This window comes from Streptomyces sp. GL_141, assembly GCF_057834385.1.
Genome location: NZ_CM174402.1, coordinates 5,610,243 through 5,634,940, shown reverse-complemented (window position 1 = coordinate 5,634,940; position 24,698 = coordinate 5,610,243). Strand labels below are relative to the sequence as shown.

The 24,698-nt window shown below is 74.4% G+C and carries 20 protein-coding genes; 11 read left to right on the top strand and 9 right to left on the bottom strand.

All coding sequences use genetic code 11. The annotated features are described in order from the left end of the window. Position 1 precedes the first annotated feature (1 nt). The 9 genes from AC3IX6_RS25005 (at position 2) to AC3IX6_RS24965 (ending at position 13,917) form a co-directional block, all read left to right on the top strand. Positions 2-1,267, top strand: a complete 1,266-nt coding sequence (locus AC3IX6_RS25005) for a 6-phospho-beta-glucosidase (protein ID WP_489364771.1) — start codon at positions 2-4, stop codon at positions 1,265-1,267. After that, a complete protein-coding gene (locus tag AC3IX6_RS25000; protein ID WP_489364769.1) occupies positions 1,258-2,283 on the top strand; it encodes an N-acetylglucosamine kinase in 1,026 nt (341 codons plus the stop codon). Before AC3IX6_RS25005 ends, AC3IX6_RS25000 begins: the two co-directional genes overlap by 10 nt. Positions 2,284-2,479: 196 nt before the next feature. Then, the gene (locus AC3IX6_RS24995) at positions 2,480-3,883 is read left to right on the top strand and encodes a hypothetical protein (RefSeq protein WP_489364767.1); all 1,404 of its coding nucleotides are present in this window, start codon (positions 2,480-2,482) and stop codon (positions 3,881-3,883) included. Between the two features lie 179 nt (positions 3,884-4,062). After that, entirely contained in the window at positions 4,063-4,998 is a 936-nt protein-coding gene (locus AC3IX6_RS24990; protein ID WP_489371555.1) for a glutamate ABC transporter substrate-binding protein, read from the top strand. Between the two features lie 101 nt (positions 4,999-5,099). Beyond that, positions 5,100-6,416: a hypothetical protein gene (locus AC3IX6_RS24985; protein ID WP_489364765.1), complete on the top strand. Its 1,317-nt coding sequence runs from the start codon at positions 5,100-5,102 to the stop codon at positions 6,414-6,416. Between the two features lie 5 nt (positions 6,417-6,421). Continuing rightward, entirely contained in the window at positions 6,422-9,199 is a 2,778-nt protein-coding gene (locus tag AC3IX6_RS24980; RefSeq protein WP_489371554.1) for a serine/threonine-protein kinase, read from the top strand. A 573-nt stretch (positions 9,200-9,772) separates the two neighbouring features. Then, positions 9,773-11,329 (top strand): PP2C family protein-serine/threonine phosphatase, encoded by a 1,557-nt coding sequence (locus tag AC3IX6_RS24975; protein ID WP_489371553.1) that lies wholly within the window; start codon positions 9,773-9,775, stop codon positions 11,327-11,329. A 64-nt stretch (positions 11,330-11,393) separates the two neighbouring features. Further along, complete coding sequence (locus tag AC3IX6_RS24970) at positions 11,394-12,719, top strand: vWA domain-containing protein (RefSeq protein ID WP_489364763.1); 1,326 nt, start codon at positions 11,394-11,396, stop codon at positions 12,717-12,719. A gap of 121 nt (positions 12,720-12,840) precedes the next feature. Then, the gene (locus AC3IX6_RS24965) at positions 12,841-13,917 is read left to right on the top strand and encodes an FHA domain-containing protein (protein WP_489364761.1); all 1,077 of its coding nucleotides are present in this window, start codon (positions 12,841-12,843) and stop codon (positions 13,915-13,917) included. 81 nt (positions 13,918-13,998) lie between these two features. Here AC3IX6_RS24965 and AC3IX6_RS24960 read toward each other — a convergent pair whose 3' ends face one another. The 3 genes from AC3IX6_RS24960 to AC3IX6_RS24950 all read right to left on the bottom strand — a co-directional run bounded on the left by AC3IX6_RS24960 (position 13,999) and on the right by AC3IX6_RS24950 (position 16,332). Beyond that, positions 13,999-14,874, bottom strand: coding sequence for a hypothetical protein (locus AC3IX6_RS24960; RefSeq protein WP_489364759.1), 876 nt, complete (start codon positions 14,872-14,874; stop codon positions 13,999-14,001). Then, positions 14,871-15,257 (bottom strand): PadR family transcriptional regulator, encoded by a 387-nt coding sequence (locus tag AC3IX6_RS24955; protein ID WP_489364757.1) that lies wholly within the window; start codon positions 15,255-15,257, stop codon positions 14,871-14,873. The genes AC3IX6_RS24960 and AC3IX6_RS24955 overlap by 4 nt, the downstream gene beginning before the upstream one ends. Positions 15,258-15,345: 88 nt before the next feature. Continuing rightward, on the bottom strand, positions 15,346-16,332 hold the full coding sequence (locus AC3IX6_RS24950) for a methyltransferase domain-containing protein (protein ID WP_489364755.1): 987 nt from the start codon (positions 16,330-16,332) through the stop codon (positions 15,346-15,348). A gap of 114 nt (positions 16,333-16,446) precedes the next feature. Here AC3IX6_RS24950 and AC3IX6_RS24945 point away from each other — a divergent pair, with 114 nt between their 5' ends. Further along, on the top strand, positions 16,447-16,851 hold the full coding sequence (locus tag AC3IX6_RS24945; RefSeq protein WP_243334938.1) for a globin: 405 nt from the start codon (positions 16,447-16,449) through the stop codon (positions 16,849-16,851). 57 nt (positions 16,852-16,908) lie between these two features. On the opposite strand, the gene AC3IX6_RS24940 is transcribed toward AC3IX6_RS24945, so the two are convergent. The 4 genes from AC3IX6_RS24940 to AC3IX6_RS24925 all read right to left on the bottom strand — a co-directional run bounded on the left by AC3IX6_RS24940 (position 16,909) and on the right by AC3IX6_RS24925 (position 20,916). Continuing rightward, positions 16,909-17,631, bottom strand: a complete 723-nt coding sequence (locus AC3IX6_RS24940) for a DUF8010 domain-containing protein (RefSeq protein WP_489364753.1) — start codon at positions 17,629-17,631, stop codon at positions 16,909-16,911. Beyond that, on the bottom strand, positions 17,628-18,080 hold the full coding sequence (locus AC3IX6_RS24935; RefSeq protein WP_388500277.1) for an acyl-CoA thioesterase: 453 nt from the start codon (positions 18,078-18,080) through the stop codon (positions 17,628-17,630). The genes AC3IX6_RS24940 and AC3IX6_RS24935 overlap by 4 nt, the downstream gene beginning before the upstream one ends. 18 nt (positions 18,081-18,098) lie before the next feature. After that, entirely contained in the window at positions 18,099-19,763 is a 1,665-nt protein-coding gene (gene ettA / locus AC3IX6_RS24930) for an energy-dependent translational throttle protein EttA (protein WP_489364751.1), read from the bottom strand. 247 nt (positions 19,764-20,010) lie between these two features. Beyond that, positions 20,011-20,916 (bottom strand): DUF2199 domain-containing protein, encoded by a 906-nt coding sequence (locus tag AC3IX6_RS24925; RefSeq protein ID WP_489364750.1) that lies wholly within the window; start codon positions 20,914-20,916, stop codon positions 20,011-20,013. 212 nt (positions 20,917-21,128) lie between these two features. On the opposite strand from AC3IX6_RS24925, the gene AC3IX6_RS24920 reads away from it, so the two are divergent. After that, a complete protein-coding gene (locus AC3IX6_RS24920; protein WP_489364748.1) occupies positions 21,129-21,686 on the top strand; it encodes a hypothetical protein in 558 nt (185 codons plus the stop codon). Between the two features lie 63 nt (positions 21,687-21,749). Here the strand turns inward: AC3IX6_RS24920 and AC3IX6_RS24915 are convergent, their stop codons facing one another. Both AC3IX6_RS24915 and AC3IX6_RS24910 read right to left on the bottom strand, forming a co-directional pair. Next, on the bottom strand, positions 21,750-23,243 hold the full coding sequence (locus AC3IX6_RS24915) for a bifunctional phosphatase PAP2/diacylglycerol kinase family protein (protein ID WP_489364746.1): 1,494 nt from the start codon (positions 23,241-23,243) through the stop codon (positions 21,750-21,752). Between the two features lie 110 nt (positions 23,244-23,353). Then, entirely contained in the window at positions 23,354-24,550 is a 1,197-nt protein-coding gene (locus AC3IX6_RS24910; protein WP_489364745.1) for a thioester domain-containing protein, read from the bottom strand. Positions 24,551-24,698: the final 148 nt, after the last annotated feature.

The following is a 24,698-nucleotide window of genomic DNA, read 5'->3' as shown; positions in this document are numbered from 1 at the left end:
CATGAAACTCGCAGTGGTGGGCGGCGGTTCCACCTATACGCCCGAGCTGATCGACGGGTTCGCCCGGCTGCGCGACACCCTGCCCATCAGCGAGCTGGTGCTGATCGACCCGGCCGCCGACCGGCTGGAGCTGATCGGCGGCCTGGCCCGGCGGATCTTCGCCAAGCAGGGGCACCCCGGCCTGATCACCACCACCTCCGACCTCGACGCGGGCGTCGCGGACGCCGACGCGGTCCTGCTGCAGCTGCGCATCGGCGGGCAGGCGGCCCGGCTCCAGGACGAGACCTGGCCGCTGGAGTGCGGCTGCGTGGGCCAGGAGACCACCGGGGCCGGCGGTCTCGCCAAGGCGCTGCGCACGGTCCCGGTGGTCCTCGACATCGCCGAGCGGGTCCGGCGCTCCAACCCGGACGCGTGGATCATCGACTTCACCAACCCGGTCGGGATCGTCACCCGCGCCCTGCTGCAGGCCGGGCACAAGGCGGTCGGGCTGTGCAACGTGGCCATCGGCTTCCAGCGCAAGTTCGCCGCGCTGCTGGACCTGACGCCGGCCGACATCCACCTCGACCACGTGGGCCTCAACCACCTCACCTGGGAGCTGGGGGTGCGCAAGGGCGGCCCGGAGGGCGAGAACCTGCTGCCGCAGCTCCTCGCCCGGCACGGCGAGGCCATCGCCGCGGACCTGCACCTGCCGCGTGCGGTGCTGGACCGGCTCGGGGTCGTCCCCTCGTACTACCTGCGCTACTTCTACGCGCACGACGAGGTGGTCCGCGAGCTCGGCACCAAGCCCTCGCGGGCCGCCGAGGTCGCCGCGATGGAGAAGGAACTGCTCGGCCTGTACGGGGATCCCGCGCTGGACGAGAAGCCCGAACTGCTCGCCAAGCGGGGCGGCGCCTTCTACTCGGAGGCCGCGGTGGACCTGGCCGCGGCCCTGCTGGGCGACGGCGGGAGCGCCGTGCAGGTGGTCAACACGCTGAACAACGGCACCTTGCCGTTCCTCCCGGACGACGCGGTCGTCGAGGTGCAGGCGCGGGTGGACCGCACCGGGCCGTCGCCGCTGGCCGTACCGCGGCTGGACCCGCTGTACGCGGGGCTCATCGCCCACGTCACGGCGTACGAGGACCTCGCGCTGGACGCGGCGCTGCGGGGCGGCCGCGAGCGGGTCTTCAAGGCGCTGCTGGCGCACCCGCTGGTGGGCCAGTTCGACCTCGCCGAGGGGCTGACGGACCGGCTCCTCGCGCACAACAAGGAGCACCTGGCATGGGCGTGAGCCGGCCCGTTCCCCCGCCCGCGGCCGCGGCGGTCCTCGCCGTCGACGCGGGCAACAGCAAGACGGACGTGGCGCTGATCGCCGCGGACGGCCGCGTCCTCGGCACCGGACGCGCGGGCGGCTTCCAGCCCCCGCGCGTCGGGGTCGAGGCGGCGGTGGACGTCCTCGGGCGGGCCGTCGCCGAGGCGGCCGCGGCCGCCGGGCTGCCGGAGCCCACGGCCGGGGCCCCGTACGCCGTCCGGGTTTCGGCCTGTCTGGCCAACGCGGACCTCCCGGTGGAGGAGGCCGGGCTCGCGCAGGCCATCGACGCCCGGGGCTGGGGCACGGCCACCGAGGTCCGCAACGACACCTTCGCGATCCTGCGGGCCGGACTCGGCGAGGACGCCGGGGGGCCGCGCGGGGTCGCGGTGGTGTGCGGGGCGGGCATCAACTGCGTGGGCATGCTGCCCGACGGGCGCACGGCCCGGTTCCCGGCGCTCGGCCAGATCTCCGGCGACTGGGGCGGCGGTGGCGGACTGGCTGCCGAGGCCCTGTGGTGGGCGGCGCGCGCCGAGGACGGGCGCGGCGGTCCCACCCAGCTCGCGGCGGCCCTGCCGGGGCACTTCGCACGGGAGTCCATGCACGCGCTGATCGAGGCGCTGCACCTGGGCCTCGTCGAGCCCGTACGGATGCACGAGTTGGTGCCAGTGCTGTTCGCGGTGGCCGCGGCCGGGGATCCGGTCGCCGCGGCCCTCGTCGAGCGGCAGGCCGAGGAGGTCGTGGCACTGGCCTCGGTGGCGCTGGAGCGGCTCGGGCTGCTGGCCGAGGAGGCGCCCGTCCTGCTGGGCGGCAGCGTACTGGCGGCACGGCACCCGCAGCTGAACGGCCGGGTGGAGGCCCTGCTGGCCGAACGGGCCCCGCTCGCCCGGGTCTCGGTGGTGACGGCCCCGCCGGTGCTGGGCGCCGGCCTGCTGGGTCTGGACGCGCTGGGGGCCGGGCCCGAGGCCTACGGGAAGCTGCGTGCCCATTTCGGATGAACCGCGCCCGCACCGGAACCATCGAGGCCCCCGGGGCGTACTGACGGTGAAGGGGTGGAGCGGACGGGGGGACCGGACGGGCCAGGACCGGGGACGGATCGGGGCGGATCGTGCCTGATCCCGGACCGGGTGCTGTGGAGGACCGCCACTAAGGCCATACTGCTGCGAAGCACGAAGGACCGAGGGGGAGGTCAGGGTGGCCATCACATCACGCGCGCCCGCGCCCGGCGGCGTCTCGGCGCCCGCCGGGCCGCCGGCGCCGCCGCCCGACGCGCTGCCCCGGCGGGGCACCGCCTGGGCCGAGGGCGTGGAGCGGCTGCGCGCGGCCGCCACCACCGAGCCCGGCCGGCTGCGGATCGTCGGCGCGGCCCTGGCCGCACTGGTCCTGCTGTTCGGCGCGGTGGCCGTCTGGGAAATCTCCGGCCGGGTCACCGCGGCCGACGACGTCGTGGGCCGCAGCCAGCCGCTGAGCGCCGACGCGGCGAGCATCTACCGCTCCCTCGCCGACGCGGACACCGCCTCCTCCAGCGGATTCCTCGCGGGCGGCAACGAACCCCGCGAGGTCCGCAGCCGGTACGAGAAGGACATAGCCAACGCGTCCCGGCTGCTGGTGAACGCGGCCGCCAGCACCACGGCCGGAGAGGACTCCCGCAAGCAGATCACCCTGCTGAGCGAGCAGCTCCCCCGCTACGCCGGTCTGATCGAGCAGGCCCGGGCCACCAACAAGCAGGGCCTGCCCCTCGGCGGCGCCTACCTCCGGTACGCGAACGAGCAGATGAGCACCCAGTTGCTGCCCGCCGCGCAGCGGCTCTACGAGGCGGAGACCGGCCGGCTCTACACGGACTACGACGAGGCCCGCGCGCTGCCGCTGGCCTCGTTCGGTGCGGGTCTGCTCGCACTCGCCGCCCTGCTCTGGGCCCAGCGGCGCAACTACCGGCGGACGAACCGCGTCTTCAACCACGGGCTCGTCGCGGCTACCGCCGCCTCGCTGGTGCTGCTGCTGTGGCTGGCCGCGGGTCACACGGTCGCCCGGTCGGGGCTGAGCGAGGCCCGCACGGACGGGCAGGAGTCGCTCAAGGTGCTCAACGACGCGCGGATCGCCTCGCTCCAGGCGCGGGCCAACGAGAACCTCACGCTGGTGTCGCGCGGCGCCGTACTGGCCGAGGACAAGAAGTCCGACAAGTACGACGTGGACTTCTCGAACGACATGAAGGACCTGGACGCGGGCCTGGCGACGGCGGCGAAACTGGCCGACGACACGGCCGGCCGCGATCCCGTGGCCCGCGCCGCGGAGGGCGTGCGGCAGTGGAAGGGCCTGCACGCGGCGGCCCGGCAGACCGACTTGACGGGCGACTACCAGGGCGCCGTCGGGCAGGTCATCGGCGACAAGGACCACCCGAAGCCCACGGGGACCGCCTTCGACACGGTGGACGCCTCGCTGGAAGAGGCCGTGGTCCACGAGCAGCGCGAGTTCACCCGGGCGGCGCGGGACGGGCTCGGGGCGCTCGACGGTTTGGTGACAGGTACGGCGGCCCTGGCGGTCGTCGGCGCGGTGGCCGCCCTGCTCGGCATCGGGCGCAGGCTTTCGGAGTACAGGTGAGAGCGATGCCGGGACGGGTGAAGCGCGCGGGCCGGGGTTCCGGGGGGTCCGAGGGCACCGCGACCCCCGCGGTGGCCTCCGAGGGCGCCGAGGCGGGCGCCGACGCGGGCGATCGGCAGGAGGTACGCGGCCTGCGGCGGCTGACGGGCCGGCTGCGCGGCTGGGGCGGGGTCGGTGCGATGGCCGCGGCCTGCGCGCTGACGGCGGCGGCCGTGCTGCTGCCCCTGGCCCAGGCGGCCCCGGGCGGCTCGGGACCCTCCTCGCTGGTGCGCGAGCCGGCCAGGATGGCCGTCGCTCCGCAGGCACCGGCGGACACCTGTGAGAACCCGGAGGCGAGCCTGCGCCCCAACGGGCTGGACGGGTCCGCGATCCAGCGGATCCGCACCGCGGGCCACCTCGTCGCGGGCGTGGACCAGAACAGCTTCAAATGGGGCTACCGCAATCCGGCCGGGGAGCTCGACGGCTTCGACATCGCCCTGGTCAAGGCCATAGCGAAGGACATATTCGGCGAGGACGGCAAGGTCATCTACCGGGCCATCCCCACCAGCCAGCGCATCACCGCGCTCAAGGACGGCACCGTCGACATCGTCGTGCGCACGATGACCGTCAACTGCAAGCGGCTGGAGGAAGTCGCCTTCTCGACGGCGTACTTCGAGGCCGGGCAGCAGGTGCTGGCCCCCAAGGGTTCCGCGATCACCGGCTACGACGCTTCGCTGAAGGGCCGCCGCATCTGCACGGCGGCGGGCTCCACGGCCGAGGCGGCACTGAGCGCCCAGTCCTACGGCGCCGTCCCGGTCAGCGTGCCCAACCAGCTCGACTGCCTGGTCCGGCTGCAGTTGGGCGAGGTGGACGGCATCATCACCGACAACGCCCTCGCCGCCGGCCAGGCCGCGCAGGACCCGTCGGTCGCGCTGGTGGGCTCCCCGTTCACCAAGGAGTTCTACGGCGTGGCCATGAACAAGGACGCCGGCGACCTGGTGCGCCGGGTCAACAAGGTGCTGGAGGACTACCGCGCGGGCGGCGACGGCAGCCCCTGGATGAAGGCCTACAAGGACCACCTGGAGCCCGTGCTGCCCGGCGTGGGCGGCCCGCCCGCTCCCAAGTACCGGGACTGAGGCCGGTGTCGGATTCTGAGCCCGATGTCACAAGACCGGAGGCGGGATCGGTGGAGGCACATCCTTTGGGGGCACATCCTTTGGGGGCGCAGCCGGCGGTGATGGACCGGGACGGTGTGGACCGTGCGCTGGCCCGGCTGGGCGCGGAGCACGAGGCCGTCGAGACCTCGCTGCTCGCCCTCCAGGACCACTCCGGCCGGCGGCTCCTGGAGGGCGCCGCACTGACCGGGGTCACCAAGGAGCGGTGGGCGGAGGCCGACGCGGCCATCACCCGGCTGTGGCGGTACTTCGACGCCTACAGCGGGGCGCTCGGCGCTGCCCGGGAGATCCGCGAGCGGCGGCGCTGGCCGAGCCGCGAGGATCTGATCGAGCTGACGGACCGGCTGCGCGGACCCGGGGTGCTGATCTCCGGTGCCGCGGTGGAGGGGGCCCCGCTCGCGGAGCGGTTCTCCCTCGCCGAGCTGGTGTCCCGCATGAACGAGCTGTACGCGAGCTCCCTGGACGTGGTGGTCGCCGCGGACTCCGTCTGGTCGGCGCTGCCGGCCCGGATCGACCTCCTCTCCGCCGAACTGAACCGCACCCGCGCCCTCGCCCACTCGGTGGGGGTCCGGCCGGGGGAACACCCTTCGGGGGACGACCTGGAGGCCATCACGGCCGAGCTGGCGGACCTGCGGGCCCGGGTGATCGAGGACCCGCTGGCGTTCTGGTGCGCGGTGGCCGGGAGTTCCGCGCCGGGTGGCGGCCGTCCGGACACCGGGCGCTACGACCGGGCCGCGCTCGCGCTGGAGGACGTGCGCCGGGAGGTCGAGGCGGTCCTGGACGTCCGGCAGGACGCCGAGCAGCGGCTGATCGGGCTGCGGGACGTGCTCTCGCGGGCCGACCGGACCCTGGCGGAGGCCCGGGTGGCCCGCGGCGAGGTGCTGGCGAAGATCGCGGCGTCCGAGGTGCCCGCGGTGAGCGGCCCGCCGACGGCGTTGCAGGAGCAGCTCTCGGCGGCGGCCGAGTACCGGCGCCGGGCCCAGTGGCACCGGCTGTCGCCGCTGCTGGAGTCCTTGGAGGAGCGGGCCGAGGAGGAACTGCGCCGGGCCCGCGAATCGTTGACCGCGGTGACGGCTCCGCTGGCCGTGCGCGCGGAGCTGCGCGGACGGCTCGACGCCTACCGGGCGAAGGTGGCCCGGCTCGGCATGGCGGAGGATCCGCTGCTGATGGAGCGGTACGACACCGCCCGGCGGATGCTGTGGAGCGCTCCCTGCGATCTGCGGGCCGCCGAGCAGGCGGTGCTGCGCTACCAGTGGGCGACGGCCGAGGCGCTGCCGACGCAGCAGCAGGACCAGCGGGATCAGCGGGACCAGTGGGATCAGCAGGGGCACCGACCGGTGCGCGAGTGGCCCGACGGGCCGAGGGAGGGGGACGCGTGAGTCTGATCGGAACGGCGTGCATGCGCCCCGGCTGCCCGGGGACGTACGAGGACATGGGCGGCGGCGAGGTCTACTGCGGCACCTGCGGGCTGGCGCCGGCCGGCGCCGTCGCGGCGGGCGCCGAGGAGCTGGTGTCCGTACCGACGGCCATGACGAGCGCGGCCCGCCACGGGGACTCGCAGGGGTCGAACGGATCCCAGGGCTCGCACGGGTCCGGGCGGTCCGCCTCCTCGTCCTCCTCCTCGCGGGCCTCGCGGGCTTCCCGCTCGTCGCGTTCCTCCTCGTCCCGGCGCTCCGTGTCGGGCCGGCTCTCGCGCGCCCTCTCGGGGGCCGCGTCCACCCGCTCGGTGTCGGTGCGCAGTTCGGGTTCGGCCGCCTCGGGTTCGGGCCGCAGCCGCCTGGGCGCCGGGCTGGTCAACGTACCGGAGGTGCCTCGTCCGGATCCTTCGGCGGCGGTGCTGGAGAACCCGGAGGTCCCGGAGCGCAAGCGGTTCTGCTCGCGGTCGGACTGCGGGGCGCCGGTGGGGCGGGCCCGCGGGGAGCGGCCGGGACGGACGGAAGGTTTCTGTACCAAGTGCGGGCACCCGTACTCCTTCGTGCCCAAGCTGCGTGCGGGCGATCTCGTCCACGGCCAGTACGAGGTCGCGGGCTGCCTCGCGCACGGCGGGCTGGGCTGGGTCTACCTCGCGGTGGACCGGGCCGTGTCGGACCGGTGGGTGGTGCTCAAGGGCCTGCTGGACACCGGGGACCAGGACGCGATGGCGGCCGCGATCTCGGAGCGGCGCTTCCTCGCGGAGATCGAGCACTCCAACATCGTGCGGATCTACAACTTCGTGGAGCACCTGGACCAGCGGACCGGTTCGCTGGACGGGTACATCGTCATGGAGTACGTCGGCGGGAAATCGCTCAAGGAGATCGCCAACGAGCGGCGCAGGCCGGACGGCCGCCGCGACCCGCTGCCGGTGGAGCAGGCCTGCGCGTACGGCATCGAGGCGCTGGAGGCGCTCGGCCACCTGCACAGCAGGAACCTCCTCTACTGCGACTTCAAGGTCGACAACGCCATCCAGCAGGCCGACCAGCTGAAGCTGATCGACATGGGCGCGGTCCGGCGGATGGACGACGAGGAGTCGGCCATCTACGGCACCGTCGGCTACCAGGCGCCGGAGGTGGCGGAGCTCGGCCCGTCGGTCGCCTCCGACCTGTACACGGTCGCGCGCACGCTGGCCGTGCTGACCTTCGACTTCCAGGGCTACACGAACGTGTTCGTGGACTCGCTGCCGGACCCTCAGCACATCGAGGTGTTCGGGCGGTACGAGTCCTTCTACCGGCTGCTGGTACGCGCCACCGACCCGGATCCGGGACGGCGGTTCGCGTCCGCGCAGGAGATGGCGGACCAGCTGACGGGGGTGCTGCGGGAGGTCGTCGCGCTCCAGACGGGCCGCCCGAGGCCGCAGGTCTCCACTCTCTTCGGCCCCGAGCTGCGGGTGCCGGACGACCGGCTGTTCGTCGACGACAGGTCGGGCGGGCACGTGTCCCAGCTGGGCGAGCGGGCCGTGAAGCGCTGGCGGGCGGGCCGGGGTCCGGCCCCGGCGCGGGTCCCGGCCGCCGTCCCGGGTCAGGGTCCGGCTGCGGGTCCGGCTGCGGCTGCGGCTGCGGCTCCTGATCCGGCCTTCGCTGCGGCGGGTGCTCCCGCCGCTCCTCCGTCGGCTTCGCCGATCACCGGGTACGGCACGACCGGGCTGGTCACCACGGCGACGCACCGGGCCGCCGGTCCCGGCGTGCCGGCCCCGCGCCGGGCCCCGGCGGCCGAGCCGCTGCCGCCCGTCGGGATCACCGCCTCGCGAAGGCCGGAGCTGTCCACGCTGGACACCCGTGAGGCGGCGCTGGCGCTGCCCGTGCCGCTGGTCGACGCCGGGGACCCCAACGCCGGTTTCCTGGCGGGCCTGCTGGCCTCCGCGCCGGCCGACCTGCTGACCGCGCTCGGCTCGGCGCCCGCCGAGTCCGCGGAGCTGCGGCTGCGGGAGCTGCGGGCGCGGCTCGAACTGGGCGGCGCCGACGCGCCGCTCGTCGCCGACGCGCTGGCCCGGCTGGAGGCGCGGCACCCCGACGACTGGCGCGTGGTGTGGGCCCGGGGCATCGCCTCGCTGGCCGTCGGGGAGGACGAGACGGCGGCCCTGTCCTTCGACGCCGTCTACGACGCCTTCCCCGGCGAGCCGGCGCCGAAGCTGGCGCTGGGGCTGTGCGCGGAGGTGCTGGGGCAGCTGGACAACGCCGCCGAGTACTACCGGCTGGTGTGGGCCACGGATCCGGGGTTCGTCGGTGCGGCCTTCGGGCTGGCCCGGGTGCAACTGGCCGCCGGGGACCGGCCCGGAGCCGTGCGCACGCTGGAATCCGTACCGGAGGCCTCGATCCACCACACCGCCGCGCGGGTGGCGTCCGTACGGGCACGCCTGCGCGACCGGTCTCCTCAGGAGGCGCTGCTGCCCGATCTGACGGCGGCCGCGGCGCAGGTGGAGGCGCTGGGGCGGTTCGGCCTGGACTCGGTGCGCCACGAGCGGCTCAGGGCGGAAGTTCTGGGCTCGGCGCTGGACTGGGTACTGTCGGGTAGCCGGGGTTCCGACCCCGGCCCTACCTCGCTGCTCGGCTGCCAACTGGACGAGCGGGGGCTGCGCTTCGGCCTGGAGCGCTCGTTCCGCGTGCTGGCACGGCTGGCGCAGCGGGGCGAGGAGAGGATCGAACTGGTGGAGCGGGCAAACCGTTTCCGTCCCCGGACGTGGGTGTGATTGATGTCGATGCATCGGCTGTCGGGCTGCCCCAGCTGCGCGGAACCGCTGGAGGAGGGTGACCGTTTCTGCGGCCTCTGCGGCTACGCCCTCACCGCCCCGGCCCCCACGGAGCCCGGAGCCCCGGAACGAACGGCGCCACCGGCGGGCGCGGCACCGGTGAACCCGGCACACGCGGCTCCGGTGTTCCCGGCCGGCTCGGCGTACGCGCCCCCGCCGGCTCCGGACGCCCCGCCGTCGGCCGGTCCGGCCGCGCCGGAGGGCTCGGGGTACGCGGCCCCGGCGGCCCCGGCGGCCCCGCCTGCGGCTGGTCCGGCCGCGCCGGCCGGCCCGGCGGGCTCCGCCTTCCCGGCCCCGGCAGGGCCGGACCAGGCGGCGCCGTTCGCCCCGGCTGCGGCCGCTCACGCGGGCGCCACCGGCCGGACCACCCCGTCGGCCGGGATCCCGGCCACGCGCGGGTCCGACGAGGACCTCGCACCCCGGCACTCCGGCGGCTACGCCGAACCGGCCGCCCCCGGGTACGCCGGCGAGGCCGCGCCCGGCTGGGGCAGCGTCTCCACCGCCGCGCCCACCCTGGTGTCGGGCTCCACCGGCTGGTCGGACCCCGGCCCCCTGGCAGGCCCCCACGGCACGCCCGCCGCCCCGGAGAGCCCGTACGGCGCACCCCCGCAGGGCCGCCACCCCGCGGACACCGCCCCCTACGGCGCGAGCACGCACGGCACGGGTTCCGCCGGCGGAGCCGCGTACGGCGGCCACGACGGCCACGACGGCCACGACGGCCACGACGCGTACGGCACCCCGGGCCCCGGAGAGCACGCCTCCCCCTACGACCACCCCGCCCAGCAGGGACAGCACCCCGGCGGCGAGACCCCGTACGGCGGGCCCGACCCGGCCCGGCCCGCCGCCGCCCCCCAGGGCCCCGGCCCGGGGCACGAAGCCCCGTACGGAGACCCCTCCTCACAGGGCTACGCCCCCGGCGGCGAAGCCCCGTACGGCAACGCCGCCCCGCAGGGCCACTTCCCCGAGGGCGAAGCCCCGTACGGCAACGCCGCCCCCCAAGGCCACCACCCCGAGGGCGAGACCCCGTACGGCGACCCCGCCCAGCAGGGCCCGCACCCCGGCGGCGAAGCCCCGTACGGCGGCCCCGTGGGCCAGGGCCACCACCCCGAGGGCGAAGCCCCGTACGGCGGCCCCGCAGGACAAGGGGCCGCCCCGCAGGGGGACGCCGGGGGGAAGACCTGCGTGGCCTGCCGGGCCGGGCGGGTGGACACCGACGGGTACTGCGAGCACTGCGGCCACGCGCAGCCCCGGGAGCGGGACCACCTCGAAGAGGAGCTCGGGAGCGTCGCCGCCGTCAGTGACCGCGGGCTGCGCCACCACCGCAACGAGGACTCCTTCGCCGTGGCGGCCACCGCCCTGCCCGACGGGTCCACCGCCACCGTGGCCATCGTCTGCGACGGCGTCTCCTCCGCCAGCCGCCCCGACGAGGCCTCCGCGGCCGCCGCCGGAGCCGCCAACGAGGCGCTGCTCGACGCCCTCCCCCGCGGCGCCCACCCCCAGGAGGCCATGCACGAGGCGATCCTGGCCGCGGCGGCCGCCGTGAACGCGCTGGCCCCCGAGGTGCCCGGCGCCCAGAACGCCCCCGCCTGCACCCTGGTCGGCGCCGTGGTCAGCCGCGGCCTGCTGACCATCGGCTGGGTCGGCGACAGCCGTGCGTACTGGGTCCCCGACGACCGCGCCGCCCTGCCCCGCCGCCTCACCGAGGACGACTCCTGGGCCGCCCAGATGGTCGCGGCGGGCCTGATGGGCGAGGCCGAGGCCTACGCCGACGTCCGCGCGCACGCCATCACCGGCTGGCTCGGGGCCGACGCGTACGACCTGGAACCGCACACCGCCACCTTCAAGCCCGACCACGACGGCGTGGTCGTGGTCTGCACCGACGGGCTGTGGAACTACGCCGAGTCCGCGCGCGACATGGCCCAGGTCCTCCCGCAGGACGCCGCCGTCCGGCCCCTGCACAGTGCGCAGGTCCTGGTGGGGCACGCCCTCGACGGCGGCGGGCACGACAACGTCACCGTGGCCGTCGTCCCCTTCGCGGCGACCCCGCCGCAAGCACCGCAAGCCCCGTAAGCACCGCAAGCGCCGCCGGCCCGCAGGCCCAGGCCTGATGCCCGTCCTCGAGGAGTAGCGACCGATGGCGAACTTCGCCAAGCCGAGCGCCCCCCGCTTCAGCGTGGAGGTGTACCAGAACGAGTTCCTCGCCGAGGGCGCCCGCGACGTCCACGCCATCGTCACGGTCACCTCCACCGGCGGGGCGACGGCCACCCGGACGGCCGTCGCCCCGGGCGGCGCCGCCGTGGTGATCATGGTCGACTGTTCGGGCTCCATGGAGTACCCGCCCGACAAGATGCGCGGCGCCCGCGAGGCGACCGCCGCCGCCGTCGACACCCTCCGCGACGGCACCGCCTTCGCCGTGATCGCCGGGACCCACGTGGCCAAGGAGGTGTTCCCCCGCCGGGGGCACCTGGCCATCGCCGACGCGACCACCCGCGCCCAGGCCAAGGAGGCCCTGCGCGGCCTCTCCTCCGGCGGCGGCACCGCCATCGGCACCTGGCTGCGCCTCGCCGACGGCCTGCTGCGCGGGTCCACGGCGGCGATCCGGCACGGGATCCTGCTCACCGACGGCCGCAACGAGCACGAGGACCCGGCCGTGCTCCGGGCCACGCTCGACGCCTGCGCGGGCCGTTTCACCTGTGACGCCCGCGGCGTGGGAACCGACTGGGAGGTCAAGGAGGTCACCGGCATCGCGAGCGCACTGCTCGGCACGGCCGACATCGTGGCCGATCCGGCCCGGCTGAGCGCCGACTTCACGACCATGATGGAGAAGGTCATGGGCAAGGAAGTGGCGGACGTCTCACTGCGCTTGTGGACCCCGGTCGGCGCCGAGGTCATGTACGTCAAGCAGGTCGCTCCCGCCGTGCAGGACCTGACCGGCCGCCGCACCGAGGCGTCCCCGCGCGCCGGGGACTATCCGACGGGTTCCTGGGGCGACGAGTCCCGCGAGTACCACGTGTGCGTACGGGTACCGGGGGCGTCCGTCGGCCAGGAGATGCTCGCCGCCCGCGCCGCGCTCGTCATGCCCGGGGCCCCCGGCGAGGACCCGGCCGTTCTCGCCCAGGGCCTGGTCCGCGCCGTCTGGACGGACGATCTCGCCGCCTCCACCGCCATCAACCCCCAGGTGGCCCACTACACCGGACAGGCGGAGCTCGCCCAGGCCATCCAGCAGGGCCTGGAGGCCCGCAAACTGGGGGACGTCGGCGGCGCCACGGCCAAGCTCGGCCGGGCCGTGCAGCTGGCGAGCTCCTCGGGCAACGCCGACACCGCCAAGCTGCTCGCCAAGGTGGTGGATGTCGTCGATGCGGCGGCGGGTACTGTGCGCCTGAAGGCAAAGGTCGCCGACGCGGACGAGATGACACTAGAAACGCGTTCCACTCAAACCGTTCGAGTGCGAAAATCTTGACGTAAAGCTTGACGCTCTGATCAGACGCGAACCAGACCAGACGCCGATCGGACGCACAGAAGAAGAAGCAGCAGAAGCAGACCCTGCCTCGTTGACGCAGGAAGAAGGAGGAAGCGCCGCGATGCCGACCTGCCCGAACGGGCACCAGTCCGCCTCCGACGACTGGTGCGAGGTCTGCGGCCACCGCATGGCCGCCCCTACGGGCACCCCCGGGGCGCCCTCCTACGGCTACGGCTACCCTCCGTCCGGCGAGCCGACGGCACAGGCCGAGCTCTGCCCGCAGTGCCGGACCCCGCGCGAGGCCATGGCCCCGTTCTGCGAGGAGTGCCGGTACAACTTCCTGACCCGTACGGCGACCTCGTACGCACCGCTCTCCCCGGACATGCCCCCGCCGCCGCAGCCCCCTTCCCCGGGCGCGCCCGCGGCCCCGCCGGCGTACTCCCAGGACCACTTCGACTACCAGGGCTCGCGGCCCTCCCGGGTCAACCGCCCGGCCGAGCCGCTGCAGCGCGAGGACGACTGGATGCTGCCGCCTCCGGCGCGCCAGGACTTCCAGCAGCCCCCGTACCAGCAGCAGCCGCCGCCCCCGCAGCAGCACCACCCGCAGGCACAGCAGCAGCACCAGCAGCCGCAGGCGCAGCAGCCTCCGCCGCCGTACCAGCAGCAGCCCTCCCGGACCGGGCAGTACCAGCCGCCCCAGCCGCCGCCGCACCACCAGCAGCAGCATCAGCAGCACCAGGCGCCGCAGGCCCAGCCGCCCTACCAGCAGCAGCCCTACCAGCCCCAGGGCGGCGGGTCCTGGACCGCGACCATCGGTCCGGACCGCACGTACTTCATGGCGATGATGCAGCGCAGCGGCCCCGAGGCGGCCGGGCTCGACCTGCCCGCGTACTCCCCCGAGCAGCACCTCCCGCTCGCCGGCGGCCAGATCACCATCGGCCGCCGCCGCGCCTCGACGGGCGAGTCCCCCGACATCGACCTGTCGGTGCCGCCGGAGGACCCGGGCGTCTCGCACCAGCACGCGGTGCTCGTCCAGCAGCCGGACGGCAGCTGGGCCGTGGTGGACCAGAACTCCACCAACGGCACCACGATCAACAACGGCGAGGAGTCGATCCAGCCCTACGTGCCGGTTCCGCTCGCCGACGGCGACCGCGTCCACGTCGGCGCCTGGACCACGATCACCGTCCGGCGCGGCTGACCCCGCGCGGCCACCGATCCTGAACGCGGCGAAGCCCTCCGGTGATCACCGGAGGGCTTCGCCTTGGGGACCGGGGAATGCTCAGCCGCCGACCAGGGGGTCCCGCGCACCCCGCCGGCGCCGCACGCTGACCACCACGGCGGCGACCAGCAGCAGGGCCAGCATTCCAGCGAGCCCGAGCGGGAGCAGCGTCCCGGGCATGGCGCCGAAGAACAGGAAAGGCAGTCCCGCGAGGAGGACGGCCGGCGCGGTGCGCAGCCGGGCGAACGCAGGACGTCCGGCCACCAGCAGTCCGGCGACCATCGGTACGAGGAAGCGCAGCTGGGTGAACGGGTACGACAGCGGGACCATCAGCACCGCGCCCACCAGCACCCCCGTCCACGCCATCACGGCGGCCACCCCGGCCCGGGTACGGATCCGCGGAGCCGGCCTCAGGTCCGGCGGGCACGCCACCGCCACCAGGGCGAGGACGAGCATCGGCCCGGTGGAGGGCGCCGAGATCCCGATACTGCCGATGCCCAGCCGGACCGTACTGGCCGCGAGCAGCACGGCCATGCCCGCCAGCACGGTCCAGCTACCGGCCGACCAGCGCCCGGCCAGTGCGAGGAACACGCCGAACACGGTGACGAGGTACGCCGCCACCAGCACGAGGAAACTCGGGCCGACCTCGCCCGGTCCCACGAGGAAGAGCGCGTAGCGCAACACTCCGGCCCAACTCAACGAGGCCGCCCCGATCGCGACCAGGGCGAACGGCGCCAGCGCGGCCAGGAGTCTCCCGGCCCGCCCGGCGGAGCCCAGCCCGAGCCGCATGCGCAGGGCGTGCCCGAGGACATCGGCGCCCTCGCGCACCCGGGCGGGCGTCCCCGCCTCCCGGGTGGCCTCCCGGTACGCCTCGGAGATCTCGTCCCCGAACTCCCGCCGGTAGGCAGCGGGATACAGCCTCACGAGCGCGGTCACGCGTTCCTCACCGCCCGGCCGAGCAGCCCGGTGCGAAGGGTGGTGCCGAAGGAGGCACCCGCCCCGCCGAGCCCCAGCCGCCGGGTCGCCTCCTGCGCGGTGCGCGCGAGCCGGGCCGCCTCGGCGGCCAGGACCTCACGGCCGCGCGGGGCGAGCGCGTAGCTGCGCCGCCGTCGTCCGTCGACCACCTCTTCCTCGTGGACGGCGATGAGTTCTTGTTCCAGGAGCCGCTCCAGGGCCCCGTAGAGCGTTCCGGTGCGCATCTTGGTGCGGCCTTCCGAAATCTTCTCGACCTCCTGGGCGATCGCGTATCCGTGCCGCGGGGCATCGGCGATCGCCGTGAGGATCAGCAGGGTCGGCTCGCGAAGAGCTTGATCATTCACATCCGCACCATAGCTCGGTAGCCGACATATGTCGATAGCCGACCTATGGTGACACCGCCCATGACGCCGCCGCCCATGACGACGCCGCCTACGACTCCCCGGCCTCCCCCAGCGGCCACACGTAGGGACCCTGGGGATCGTCGAGCCAGGACCACTGCCCGGCTTCGCCGACCGTCACCCCGAAGCGCTCCCGCGCCGGCCTGCCCTCGCGCCGCCACAGGTCCAGCGCCTCCCTCGGGTGCAGCGCGCCCGAGGTGAGCACGAGCATGAACTGGAAGCGCTCGTTCTCCACCAGCTCGTACGGGAGCCCCCGCGGCGTTCCGTACGTGCCCGGCGGCGCGGCCGTGGCCCCGCGCAGGGGCACGAAGTAGGCCGGGGTGTGCAGGAAGCGGCCCTCGGCGAACGCGGCGTCCCGCACCGTGAGCGCGATCAGCCCGGTCGACAGCGGAGCCAGGATCCGCGCCCCGGGCCGGCACTGGCCCAGCCAGGCGGGCGGGATCAGCGGGATCGTGCAGGTGACCAGGATCCGGTCGAAGGGGGCGCGGGCGGGGCAGCCGCGCGCCCCGTCGCCGGTGACGACGGCCGGGTGGTAGCCGAGCCGGTCCAGGTGCGTGCGCGCCGACTCGGTGATCTCCTCGTCCAGGTCCACGGTGGTGACCAGCCCGTCGCCGAGCCGGTGGCACAGCAGGGCCGCGTTGTAGCCGGTGCCCGCGCCGATCTCCAGCACGCTGTCCCCGTCGCGCACGTCCAGGGCCTCCAGCATCCTGGCCATCAGCGAGGGCTGACTGCTGGAGGAGACCAGTTCGCCGTCGCGCAGCCGGGTGGCGAGCGGGGCGTCGGTGTAGACCCCGCGCAGCCAGCGGGCCCGCTGTTCGGGGTCGGGGTCATCGGCCCAGAGCCGCTCGTGGCCGGCGCCGCGGCCCGTGTAGTAGTACGGGACGAACACGTGCCGGGGCACGGCGGCGAAGGCCGCCCGCCAGCGCGGATCCTCCAGCGCCCCGGCTGCGGTCAGCTCCCGTACCTGGGCGGCGTGCGCGGTCTGCCGCACGTCGCGTACCTCGGCGTGTGCGCCCATGCCTCCACTGTCCTGCGGACACCGCCCGGGTGCGACCGCGGTGCGGCCGCACCGTGCCGGTGCGGAGGTCCTAGGACCGGGGTCCTCCGTCCGGGCGTCTGAGACGATGGTCGGGTGAATGAGATTCCGCGGGGCACGGTCCAGGAGCAGACCTTCTACGAACTGGTGGGCGGCGAGGACACCTTCCGCCGTCTGGTCCACCGCTTCTACCAGGGGGTCGCCGAGGACCCGCTGCTGCGGCCGATGTACCCGGAGGGGGACCTCGGTCCCGCCGAGGAGCGGTTCGCGCTGTTCCTGATGCAGTACTGGGGCGGCCCGAACACCTACAGCGAGAACCGCGGCCACCCGCGCCTGCGCATGCGGCACGCGCCGTTCCAGGTGGACGCCGCCGCGCACGACGCGTGGCTGGCCCACATGCGGGTGGCGGTGGACGAGCTCGCCCTCGCGCCGGAGCACGAGGCGCAGCTGTGGCGGTACCTGACGTACGCCGCCGCCTCGATGATCAACACCGCGGGCTAGCCGGTACTACGGGGTCCCGTACGGAATCCCGCGCGGGGTCCCGTACGGCGCGGCCGGCTAGACGGGGCGGACGAGCAGGGTGCCGAGGCCGCCCGGGCGGCGCATGGCCACGGAACCGTAGGGGGTGCGCAGCCGCAGCCAGCCCCCGGAGGCGAACAGCGCCACGGGCTCGGGGGCAACGGCCCCGGCAGGCACGGTGGGCGGCGCGGGCACGGTGGACCGTACGGGCCGCAGGAAGCCCAGGGACTGCGCGGCGTGCACGGCGCGCAGCGGAAGTTCGGTGTCCCCCAGCGTGCGGGACCAGATCTCGCGGCCGATGCGGTCGCGCTCGGAGCGGGTCCGGTGCTGCGGGGGCAGGGCCTCGTCACGGGCCCGGAACTCGGCGACGGCCGCCGCCAGGGCCTTGGCCATGGCTTCGGGACCGGGCAGCCCGGCCACCGGGGCCCAGCCGCCGCGGGGCGGGAGCACGCCCGCCCAGGGCGGTCCGGTGACGGCCGCGGGGACGACGGCGCCGGCCCGCTCGCCCTCGTCGACGGACTCCAGCAGCTCCCCGGCCGAGACGGTCAGGTCGAGCGGAGCGGAGAGCGGCGCGGCGAGCCGCACCGTGCGGACGGCCAGTACGTCGAAGGACGGCGGCCGGCCGAAGACGGCGAGCGCGCCACCGCCGGCCTGCGCCTGCAGGCGGACGGCGGCGGCGCGGTCGTAGTGCACCAGCCGGCCCAGGAAGGCGGCGAGGTCCGCCGCCTCCCCGGAGTCGGCGAAGTGCAGCTGCTCGTTCATGCCGCGATGCCCTGTGCCTTCTTCGGCTCGTCCAGGTACTCCTGGAGGAAGAGCTTCTCCTCGGCCGTGATGCGGCGGGGCCGCCCCTCGGCGAGGTTGTAGGGCACGACCACGGTCTCGGCACGCACGTAGACCGTCTCGGGCGCGTCCTCGGTCGCCTCGTCCTTGACCTCGTAGCGGATGGTCAGGGACGCGGCGCCTATCCGGGTCACCCAGGACTCGATGAGCACCGGCTCGTGCCGGTGCACGAGGGGCAGCTTGTAGTCGATCTCGTGACGGGCCACGACGGAACCGCCCGTGAAGGACTCACTGCCCTCCCCCGGCGCGAGGCGGAACATGAAGTCGATCCGCGCCTCCTCCAGATAGCGGAGGAAGACGACGTTGTTGACGTGCCCGAAGGCATCCATGTCCGCCCAGCGGAGGGGGCATCGGTAGTGGTGTCTGGCCATGGCCCGTGTCCTCGGCCCTCAGCCTCGGGTGAGCTTCTTGTAGGTGGCACGGTGCGGACGGGTCGCGTCCGCGCCGAGCCGCTCGACCTTGTTCTTCTCGTACGACTCGAAGTTGCCCTCGAACCAGTACCACTTGGATTCGCCCTCGTACGCCAGGATGTGCGTGGCGACTCGGTCCAGGAACCAGCGGTCGTGGGAGATGACCACGGCCGCACCCGGGAACTCCAGGAGCGCGTTCTCGAGCGAGGACAGGGTCTCGACGTCGAGGTCGTTGGTGGGCTCGTCGAGGAGCAGCAGGTTGCCGCCCTCCTTGAGCGTCAGCGCCAGGTTCAGTCGGTTGCGCTCACCACCGGAGAGGATGCCGGCGGCCTTCTGCTGGTCCGGACCCTTGAAGCCGAAGGCGCTGACGTACGCGCGCGACGGCATCTCGACCTGGCCGACGTTGATGTAGTCCAGTTCGTCCGACACGACGGCCCACAGGGACTTCTTGGGGTCGATGTTGGCGCGGCTCTGGTCGACGTACGAGATCTTGACGGTCTCGCCGATCTTGACGGAGCCGGAGTCCGGCGCCTCCAGACCCAGGAGCATCTTGAAGAGCGTGGTCTTGCCGGCGCCGTTCGGGCCGATGATGCCCACGATGCCGTTGCGCGGCAGCGTGAAGGACAGGTCGTCGACCAGGACCTTGTCGCCGAACGCCTTGTTGAGGTTGTTGACCTCGACCACGATCGAGCCCAGACGCGGGCCCGGCGGGATCTGGATCTCCTCGAAGTCCAGCTTCCGCATCTTGTCCGCCTCGGCGGCCATCTCCTCGTAGCGGGCGAGGCGGGCCTTGGACTTGGTCTGGCGCCCCTTGGCGTTCGACCGCACCCACTCGAGCTCTTCCTTGAGGCGCTTCTGGCGCTTCTCGTCCTTGCGGCCCTCGACCTTGAGACGGGTGGCCTTCTTCTCCAGGTAGGTGGAGTAGTTGCCCTCGTACGGGTGGGCGCGGCCGCGGTCGAGCTCGAGGATCCACTCGGCGACGTTGTTCAGGAAGTAACGGTCGTGGGTGACGGCCACGACGGCACCCTTGTACTGCGAAAGGTGCTGCTCCAGCCAGTTCACCGACTCGGCGTCGAGGTGGTTGGTGGGCTCGTCGAGGAGGAGCAGGTCCGGGGCCTCGATCAGCAGCTTGCAGAGCGCGACGCGGCGCTTCTCGCCACCGGAGAGGTTGGTGACGGGCCAGTCGCCGGGCGGGCAGCCCAGGGCGTCCATGGCCTGCTCCAGCTGCGCGTCGAGGTCCCAGGCGTTGGCGTGGTCCAGGACTTCCTGGAGCTTGCCCATCTCGTCCAGCAGCGCGTCGGTGTAGTCGGTCGCCATTTCCTCGGCGACCTCGTTGAAGCGCTTCAGCTTGGCCATGACGTCGGCGGCGCCGTCCTGGACGTTCTCCAGGACCGTCTTGGACTCGTCGAGCTTGGGCTCCTGCATGAGGATGCCGACGGTGAAGCCGGGAGACAGGTACGCCTCACCGTTGGACGGCTGCTCCAGCCCCGCCATGATCTTGAGGACGGTGGACTTACCGGCGCCGTTCGGGCCGACCACACCGATCTTCGCGCCGGGCAGGAAGTTCAGGGTGACGTCATCAAGAATCACCTTGTCGCCGTGCGCCTTGCGCGTCTTGCGCATGGTGTAGATGAACTCAGCCAAGAGAAACCGTCCGGCAGATCGATGGGTGGGCAGATACACCCCATCTTGCCTGACGTCCATCCCCGGGGGGAAACCCGTATGGTCCCGGCGCCCTGACCTGGGCACCGACCGGAGGGGGCCTGACGGTCGTGGCCGTCATGGGTCGCCCTTGGCCGTCCCTGGGCCCCCTCCGGCGGCCCGGGGACGGCCCGGCGGCAATCTCTCCCCTGCCAGTTTTCGCAGGTGGCAGGACCCGGGCCGTTTCCGATCAGGACGGGGCAGACCATTCGAGGGACCGCCAGACCTGCTGCGCCCAGGCGAGGTCGGCGGCGTCCTCGTGGGTGCAGAACACCCCGGCAGCGGTACCGGAGGCCGGCGCCGTGAAGCCGTAGAACTCGTGCCGTTCCCGGCCGTGGTCGTCGGGGGTCAGCCAGAAGGCGTGGCGGCGGCCGACGGGCAGAGGCTCGGTGAGCCGCTGCCCGGGAAGCTTGTCAGGGGCGCCGGCGAGCAGGGCGGAGAGGAAGTCCTCGGGGGTACGCCCCGAGCTGTCGTCCGTGAACACGGTCACGGCGGCGCTGCGGTCCGGCCCGGCGAACTGGTCCGCTCCGTCGGCAACCCGGGCGGTGAGGCCCGCAGTGCGGACGACGGACCAGTGGTCGCCGAGGCTGGTTCGCACATCGACCGGGAGCTGGTGCGGGAACCGGCTGAGCACGTGGTCCCGGTCCCATGTGTGTTCCAGGACTCCGGCGGCCGTCGCGTTGTGGCCGGCGACGAGGTGGGGCAGCTCCTGAGGGTCGCCGACCCGGGCAGTGAACGGGGCACCCAGCAGGTCATCGCCCCAGGGTCGGATCTTGTTGGCGACCCTCCCCGTGAAGGCGAGATCCGCGTAGCCGCTGCCCTCCCACAGGCCGTGGGCCCTCTGGAGGACGGTGTCGTCAACCTCCAGCCACATGCCCAGGACGAGCTCGGTCTCGTGCGTCAGCCTGACGGGCAGCAGGCAGCGGATGAAGGAGCCGACACCGTCGACCCGGAGCAGCGCAGAGGGGCCGAGCCGGTGCCGGGCCTCGTCGGGTGCGGTGAGAGCAGCGTCGGGCAGGTTGAATCCGACGTCGATGCGCCGCTCGTCCGTAAGGGAGTCGCCGCAGCAGGAGCAGGAGGGCAGCTGGCTGGTCACGCCGCCAGCCTAGGCAGGGGCCGCACGACCCAGCGCCCGGGGGCGCCCGGCGGCGGGCTCGCTCAGCGATTGCTACGAGGTCCGCCAGCCCCCCTGTTGCCCCGAGACCACCCGAGCGAGGTCCGTAAAACCGCCCCGGGGCCTTGTGCCGCACGGCAGGATGCCACCGACGAGGGCGCGGCCGGGGGGCTGCGTCCGAGGTGGGGGGACGTATGGACAGCGGACTGATCGCGCTCGGAGCGGCCGTGGTCGGCGTGGCCGGGACTTTGCTCGCGACCGTGCTTTCGCAGCGGATGCTGGCGCGGGTGCAGGCGGCGCAGTTCGAGCGGGAGCAGCGGGTCGCGCAGGTGGGATGGGCTCGGCAGCAGCAGCTCGCGGAGCTGGATCGCAAGCGGGAGTGCTACGCGGCGACGAACGCCGCGTACCGGCGGTACCGGATCGCGCTCATGTCCTTCCTCTGGGTCGTCCACAACGCGCCGGCCGACCCGGCGGAGCCGCCCGCGACCGCGCGGGCGGCGGTGGAGGAGGCCCGGGGCGGCCATCACGCCGCCTTCGCGGAGGCGCAGATGATCGCCTCCGCCGCCGTCCTCGCGGAGCTGGACTCGATGACCCGGGGCATGGCGGGGGCCTACGCCCGCACGATGCGGCTGGCCGAGGGCGCTCCCGGGCCGGACTGCTCCTTCGAGGAGATCCACGCCGAGCTGCTCAGCCTCACGGAGCGCTCGGACGTCATGCGGGGCACCATGCGGGCGGATCTCGGCATGGTGTGAGGGCGGGCGCGGGCGCCGGGCCGGCGCCGGGCCCGGACGCCCGCGGGGTCAGCGCGGGCGGGGTCAGCGCGGGCGGTAGACCGTGAGGGCGTCCGGGAGGTCGTCCAGGACCAGGGCGGTGGGGGCCTGGGCGTACTCGCCGTCGTAGGCGAGCGGGGTCCCGGCGGGGATGTCGCTCACGCGCAGGCTGCGCAGCCGGGTGGCGACGTGGACCGGGGAGCGGGTCAGCGGGCCCGCGAAGGCGGCGGCGAGCAGGCGGGGGCCGGGGCGGCCGCCGCCGTGGACCAGGCGTACGTCGAGCAGGCCCTCGCCGAGGCTCTTGCGGGAGCGGGGCGCCGGGCCCGTGCCCTGGTAGGTGCCGTTGCCCGCGAAGAGCAGCCAGACGCTGCGCGGCTTCCCGGCGAGCTTGAGCCGTACCGGGCGCTCCGCGCGCAGCACCCGGTACGCCGCCAGCAGGGCGGCCGGGCCGCCGCCGATCCGGGGGGCCCAGCGGAGCCGGTGGCCGAGCAGCTCCGGGTAGGCCCCGATGCTGAAGTTGTTCAGGAAGTACCCGGCCCTGGTGTCCTCGGGGTCCGGGCCGGGGCCCGGGGTGAAGCGGCCGACGCCGATGTGGACGGCGTGACCGGCCGCCACGGCCCGGCAGGTGTCTTCGGTTCCCGCGAGGCCCAGGTCGAGCGCGAAGTGGTTGAGCGTGCCGCCGGGGAACACCGCCAGGGGGATCCCGGCGCGCAGCGCGGCGGTGGCGGCGGCGTTGACCGTGCCGTCGCCGCCGCACACGCCGAGGACGGTGGCCCGCTCGGCGGCCGAGGCCAGTTCGGCGGCGAGCTCCGGGCCCTCGCACTCGATGAGCTCGGCCTTCGGCAGCCGCTCGCGCAGCAGTACGTCGAGCCCCGCCGTGGCCGCCGTACCGGACCCGGTGTTGACCACGACCGTGAGCCCGGCCCCGTCGGGCAGCGCGGGCGCCCCCGCGGCGGGCCGCTCGTCGCCCGGCGCGATCCGGGCCTCCACGGCGTCCCGGGTGAGGCGGCGCACGACGAATCCGGCCGCCACCCCGAGGGCCGCGCCCGCGAACACGTCCGAGGGGTAGTGGACCCCGGTGTACACGCGGGAGAAGGCGACGGAGGCGGCGACGGGGGCCAGCGCGGCGCCCCAGAGCGGGGCCTCCAGCGCCACTCCGGCGGTGAAGGCGAACGCGGACGCGGCATGCCCCGAGGGGAAGGAGGTGGTCCGCGGCTGCGTGGTGAGCTGCCGTACGGCGGGGACCCCGTCCAGCACCGGGCGCGGCCTGCGCACGGACCATTTGCCGACGGTGTTGATGGTCGCGGAGGCCAGTGCCAGCGACGCGGCCCCGCGCACGGCCGCCTTGCGGGCCCCGGCCGAGCCGAGGACGGCGATCCCGACGGCGGCGCCGCCCCAGAGCAGCCCGTGGTTCGCGGCCCGGCCGAGCCGCGGCAGCACCCGGTCGGCCCCGGGCCAGTGCCGCCGGGCCACCACGTCGAACAGCCACCGGTCCCCTCGTGCGACCGCGCCCCGCCAGGTCAGCTCTTGATCAGCCATCCCCTGCCTCTACCCGAACCCCCGGATCCGAATCAGTCCCCACCTCGGGCACCCCGCCCCCCGAACCCCCGGATCCGCATCGACCCCCGGCTCCGGGCACCCCGATCCCCCTACTCCGGGTCCGGTGTCCGGTCCGGGGCGGGGCCGTCCTCCAGGGGGCGCTTGCGCAGGAGGAGGACGACCAGGCCGCCCAGGACGACCAGACCCACCGCCAGGGAGGCGATCACCGGGGTGGCCGCCGAGCTGCCGCTGGCTGCCAGCCGCTCTTCCGAGGTGTCCGGATCCCCGGCGGAAGACTCCTCCGACGGTGCGGACAGGGCGCCCGGTGCGCCCAGCGCCGTCATCGCCCCGCCCGACGCCGCGACGGCGGTCTGCTGGGCGGCGGGGAGCCGCGGCCACTTCGCCGTCGCCGTGGCGACCGTGGCGGACTCGCTGGAGCCGGCCACGATCTGGACCTGCGCCGGGACCCCGCTGGTGAAGACCCGGCCGACCGGCACGCGGGTGGACCCGCGGAGGGTGATCTCGGCGCTGCCGTCCGGTGTCCCCTCCGGCACCTCGAAGAACAGCTTCCCCCCGTTGACCGCGGAGCTGACCGGCAGCCCCTGGGCGTCCACCACCCGGACCCCCATGGCCACGGCCGCCGCGTCCGGGGTCACGCTCACGCTCTGCGCACCCGTCCGCACGGTGACCGGCCCGATCCGGGTGCCGAGCGGACCCGACACCTCGCCGGGATCCACCGCGAGGGACGCCGGCGGTTCGGGCAGCCGTCGCGCCTCCCGCTGGAGGTAGTCGGCCAGCTTCTCCGCCTGCGGGTCGACGGCCTCCACCCATGCGCCCTCGGCCAGCCGCCAGATGGCCACCTGGGTCCCGGCCGCCGCGCTCTCCGCGGTGAGCGCGGCGGCTCCGGCCGCCTTGGCGAGTCCGGCCAGATCGTTCAGCTGGGGGTAGGAGTGCTCCAGCACCCAACGGATCCGGGCCGCCTCGCCGTTCCCGGCGAGCGGCGTGCCGCTCCACCCGATCTCCGTGAACCGGGCCATGGGCTGCGCATCGCCCGCGACGCCGACTCCGTAGGTCTGGAGCATGCCGCCGCCGTCGACCCGCATCTCGTACAGTCCCGCCGGGATCTGCCGCGCGGTTCCGTCCGTGCCGCGCAGGAGGGCCTGTCCGTACGTCTTCAGCCCGTCCAGGACGGCGCTCGCTCCCTCCGGCGTCCGGGGTGCGGCCGGGCCGGCGTCGGCGACTGCCACCGCACCCGGTGCCCCGGCCAGCGCGGCGGCGAGCAGGGCCACCGCGATCGGCCGCCGCACGGAGCCCCGTATGGCCGCGGCGGACGTGGTGCGCGTCGCTGGTGCGTCGCAGGCCTGTGCGGCAGGGGGAACCGGAACGCCGCTGGGAGCGCCGACAGGAACGCCGACAGGAGCAAGGCCCATCGAGGCGGCAGGAGCGGAGGATGCG

Coding starts and splice junctions, on each gene's coding strand:
- AC3IX6_RS25005 (WP_489364771.1), top strand. CDS start 2: ATGAAACTCGCAGTGGTGGGCGGCGGTTCCACCTATACGCCCGAGCTG.
- AC3IX6_RS25000 (WP_489364769.1), top strand. CDS start 1,258: ATGGGCGTGAGCCGGCCCGTTCCCCCGCCCGCGGCCGCGGCGGTCCTC.
- AC3IX6_RS24990 (WP_489371555.1), top strand. CDS start 4,063: ATGGCCGCGGCCTGCGCGCTGACGGCGGCGGCCGTGCTGCTGCCCCTG.
- AC3IX6_RS24985 (WP_489364765.1), top strand. CDS start 5,100: ATGGACCGGGACGGTGTGGACCGTGCGCTGGCCCGGCTGGGCGCGGAG.
- AC3IX6_RS24970 (WP_489364763.1), top strand. CDS start 11,394: ATGGCGAACTTCGCCAAGCCGAGCGCCCCCCGCTTCAGCGTGGAGGTG.
- AC3IX6_RS24965 (WP_489364761.1), top strand. CDS start 12,841: ATGCCGACCTGCCCGAACGGGCACCAGTCCGCCTCCGACGACTGGTGC.
- AC3IX6_RS24950 (WP_489364755.1), bottom strand. CDS start 16,332: ATGGGCGCACACGCCGAGGTACGCGACGTGCGGCAGACCGCGCACGCC.
- AC3IX6_RS24940 (WP_489364753.1), bottom strand. CDS start 17,631: ATGAACGAGCAGCTGCACTTCGCCGACTCCGGGGAGGCGGCGGACCTC.
- AC3IX6_RS24935 (WP_388500277.1), bottom strand. CDS start 18,080: ATGGCCAGACACCACTACCGATGCCCCCTCCGCTGGGCGGACATGGAT.
- AC3IX6_RS24920 (WP_489364748.1), top strand. CDS start 21,129: ATGGACAGCGGACTGATCGCGCTCGGAGCGGCCGTGGTCGGCGTGGCC.
- AC3IX6_RS24915 (WP_489364746.1), bottom strand. CDS start 23,243: ATGGCTGATCAAGAGCTGACCTGGCGGGGCGCGGTCGCACGAGGGGAC.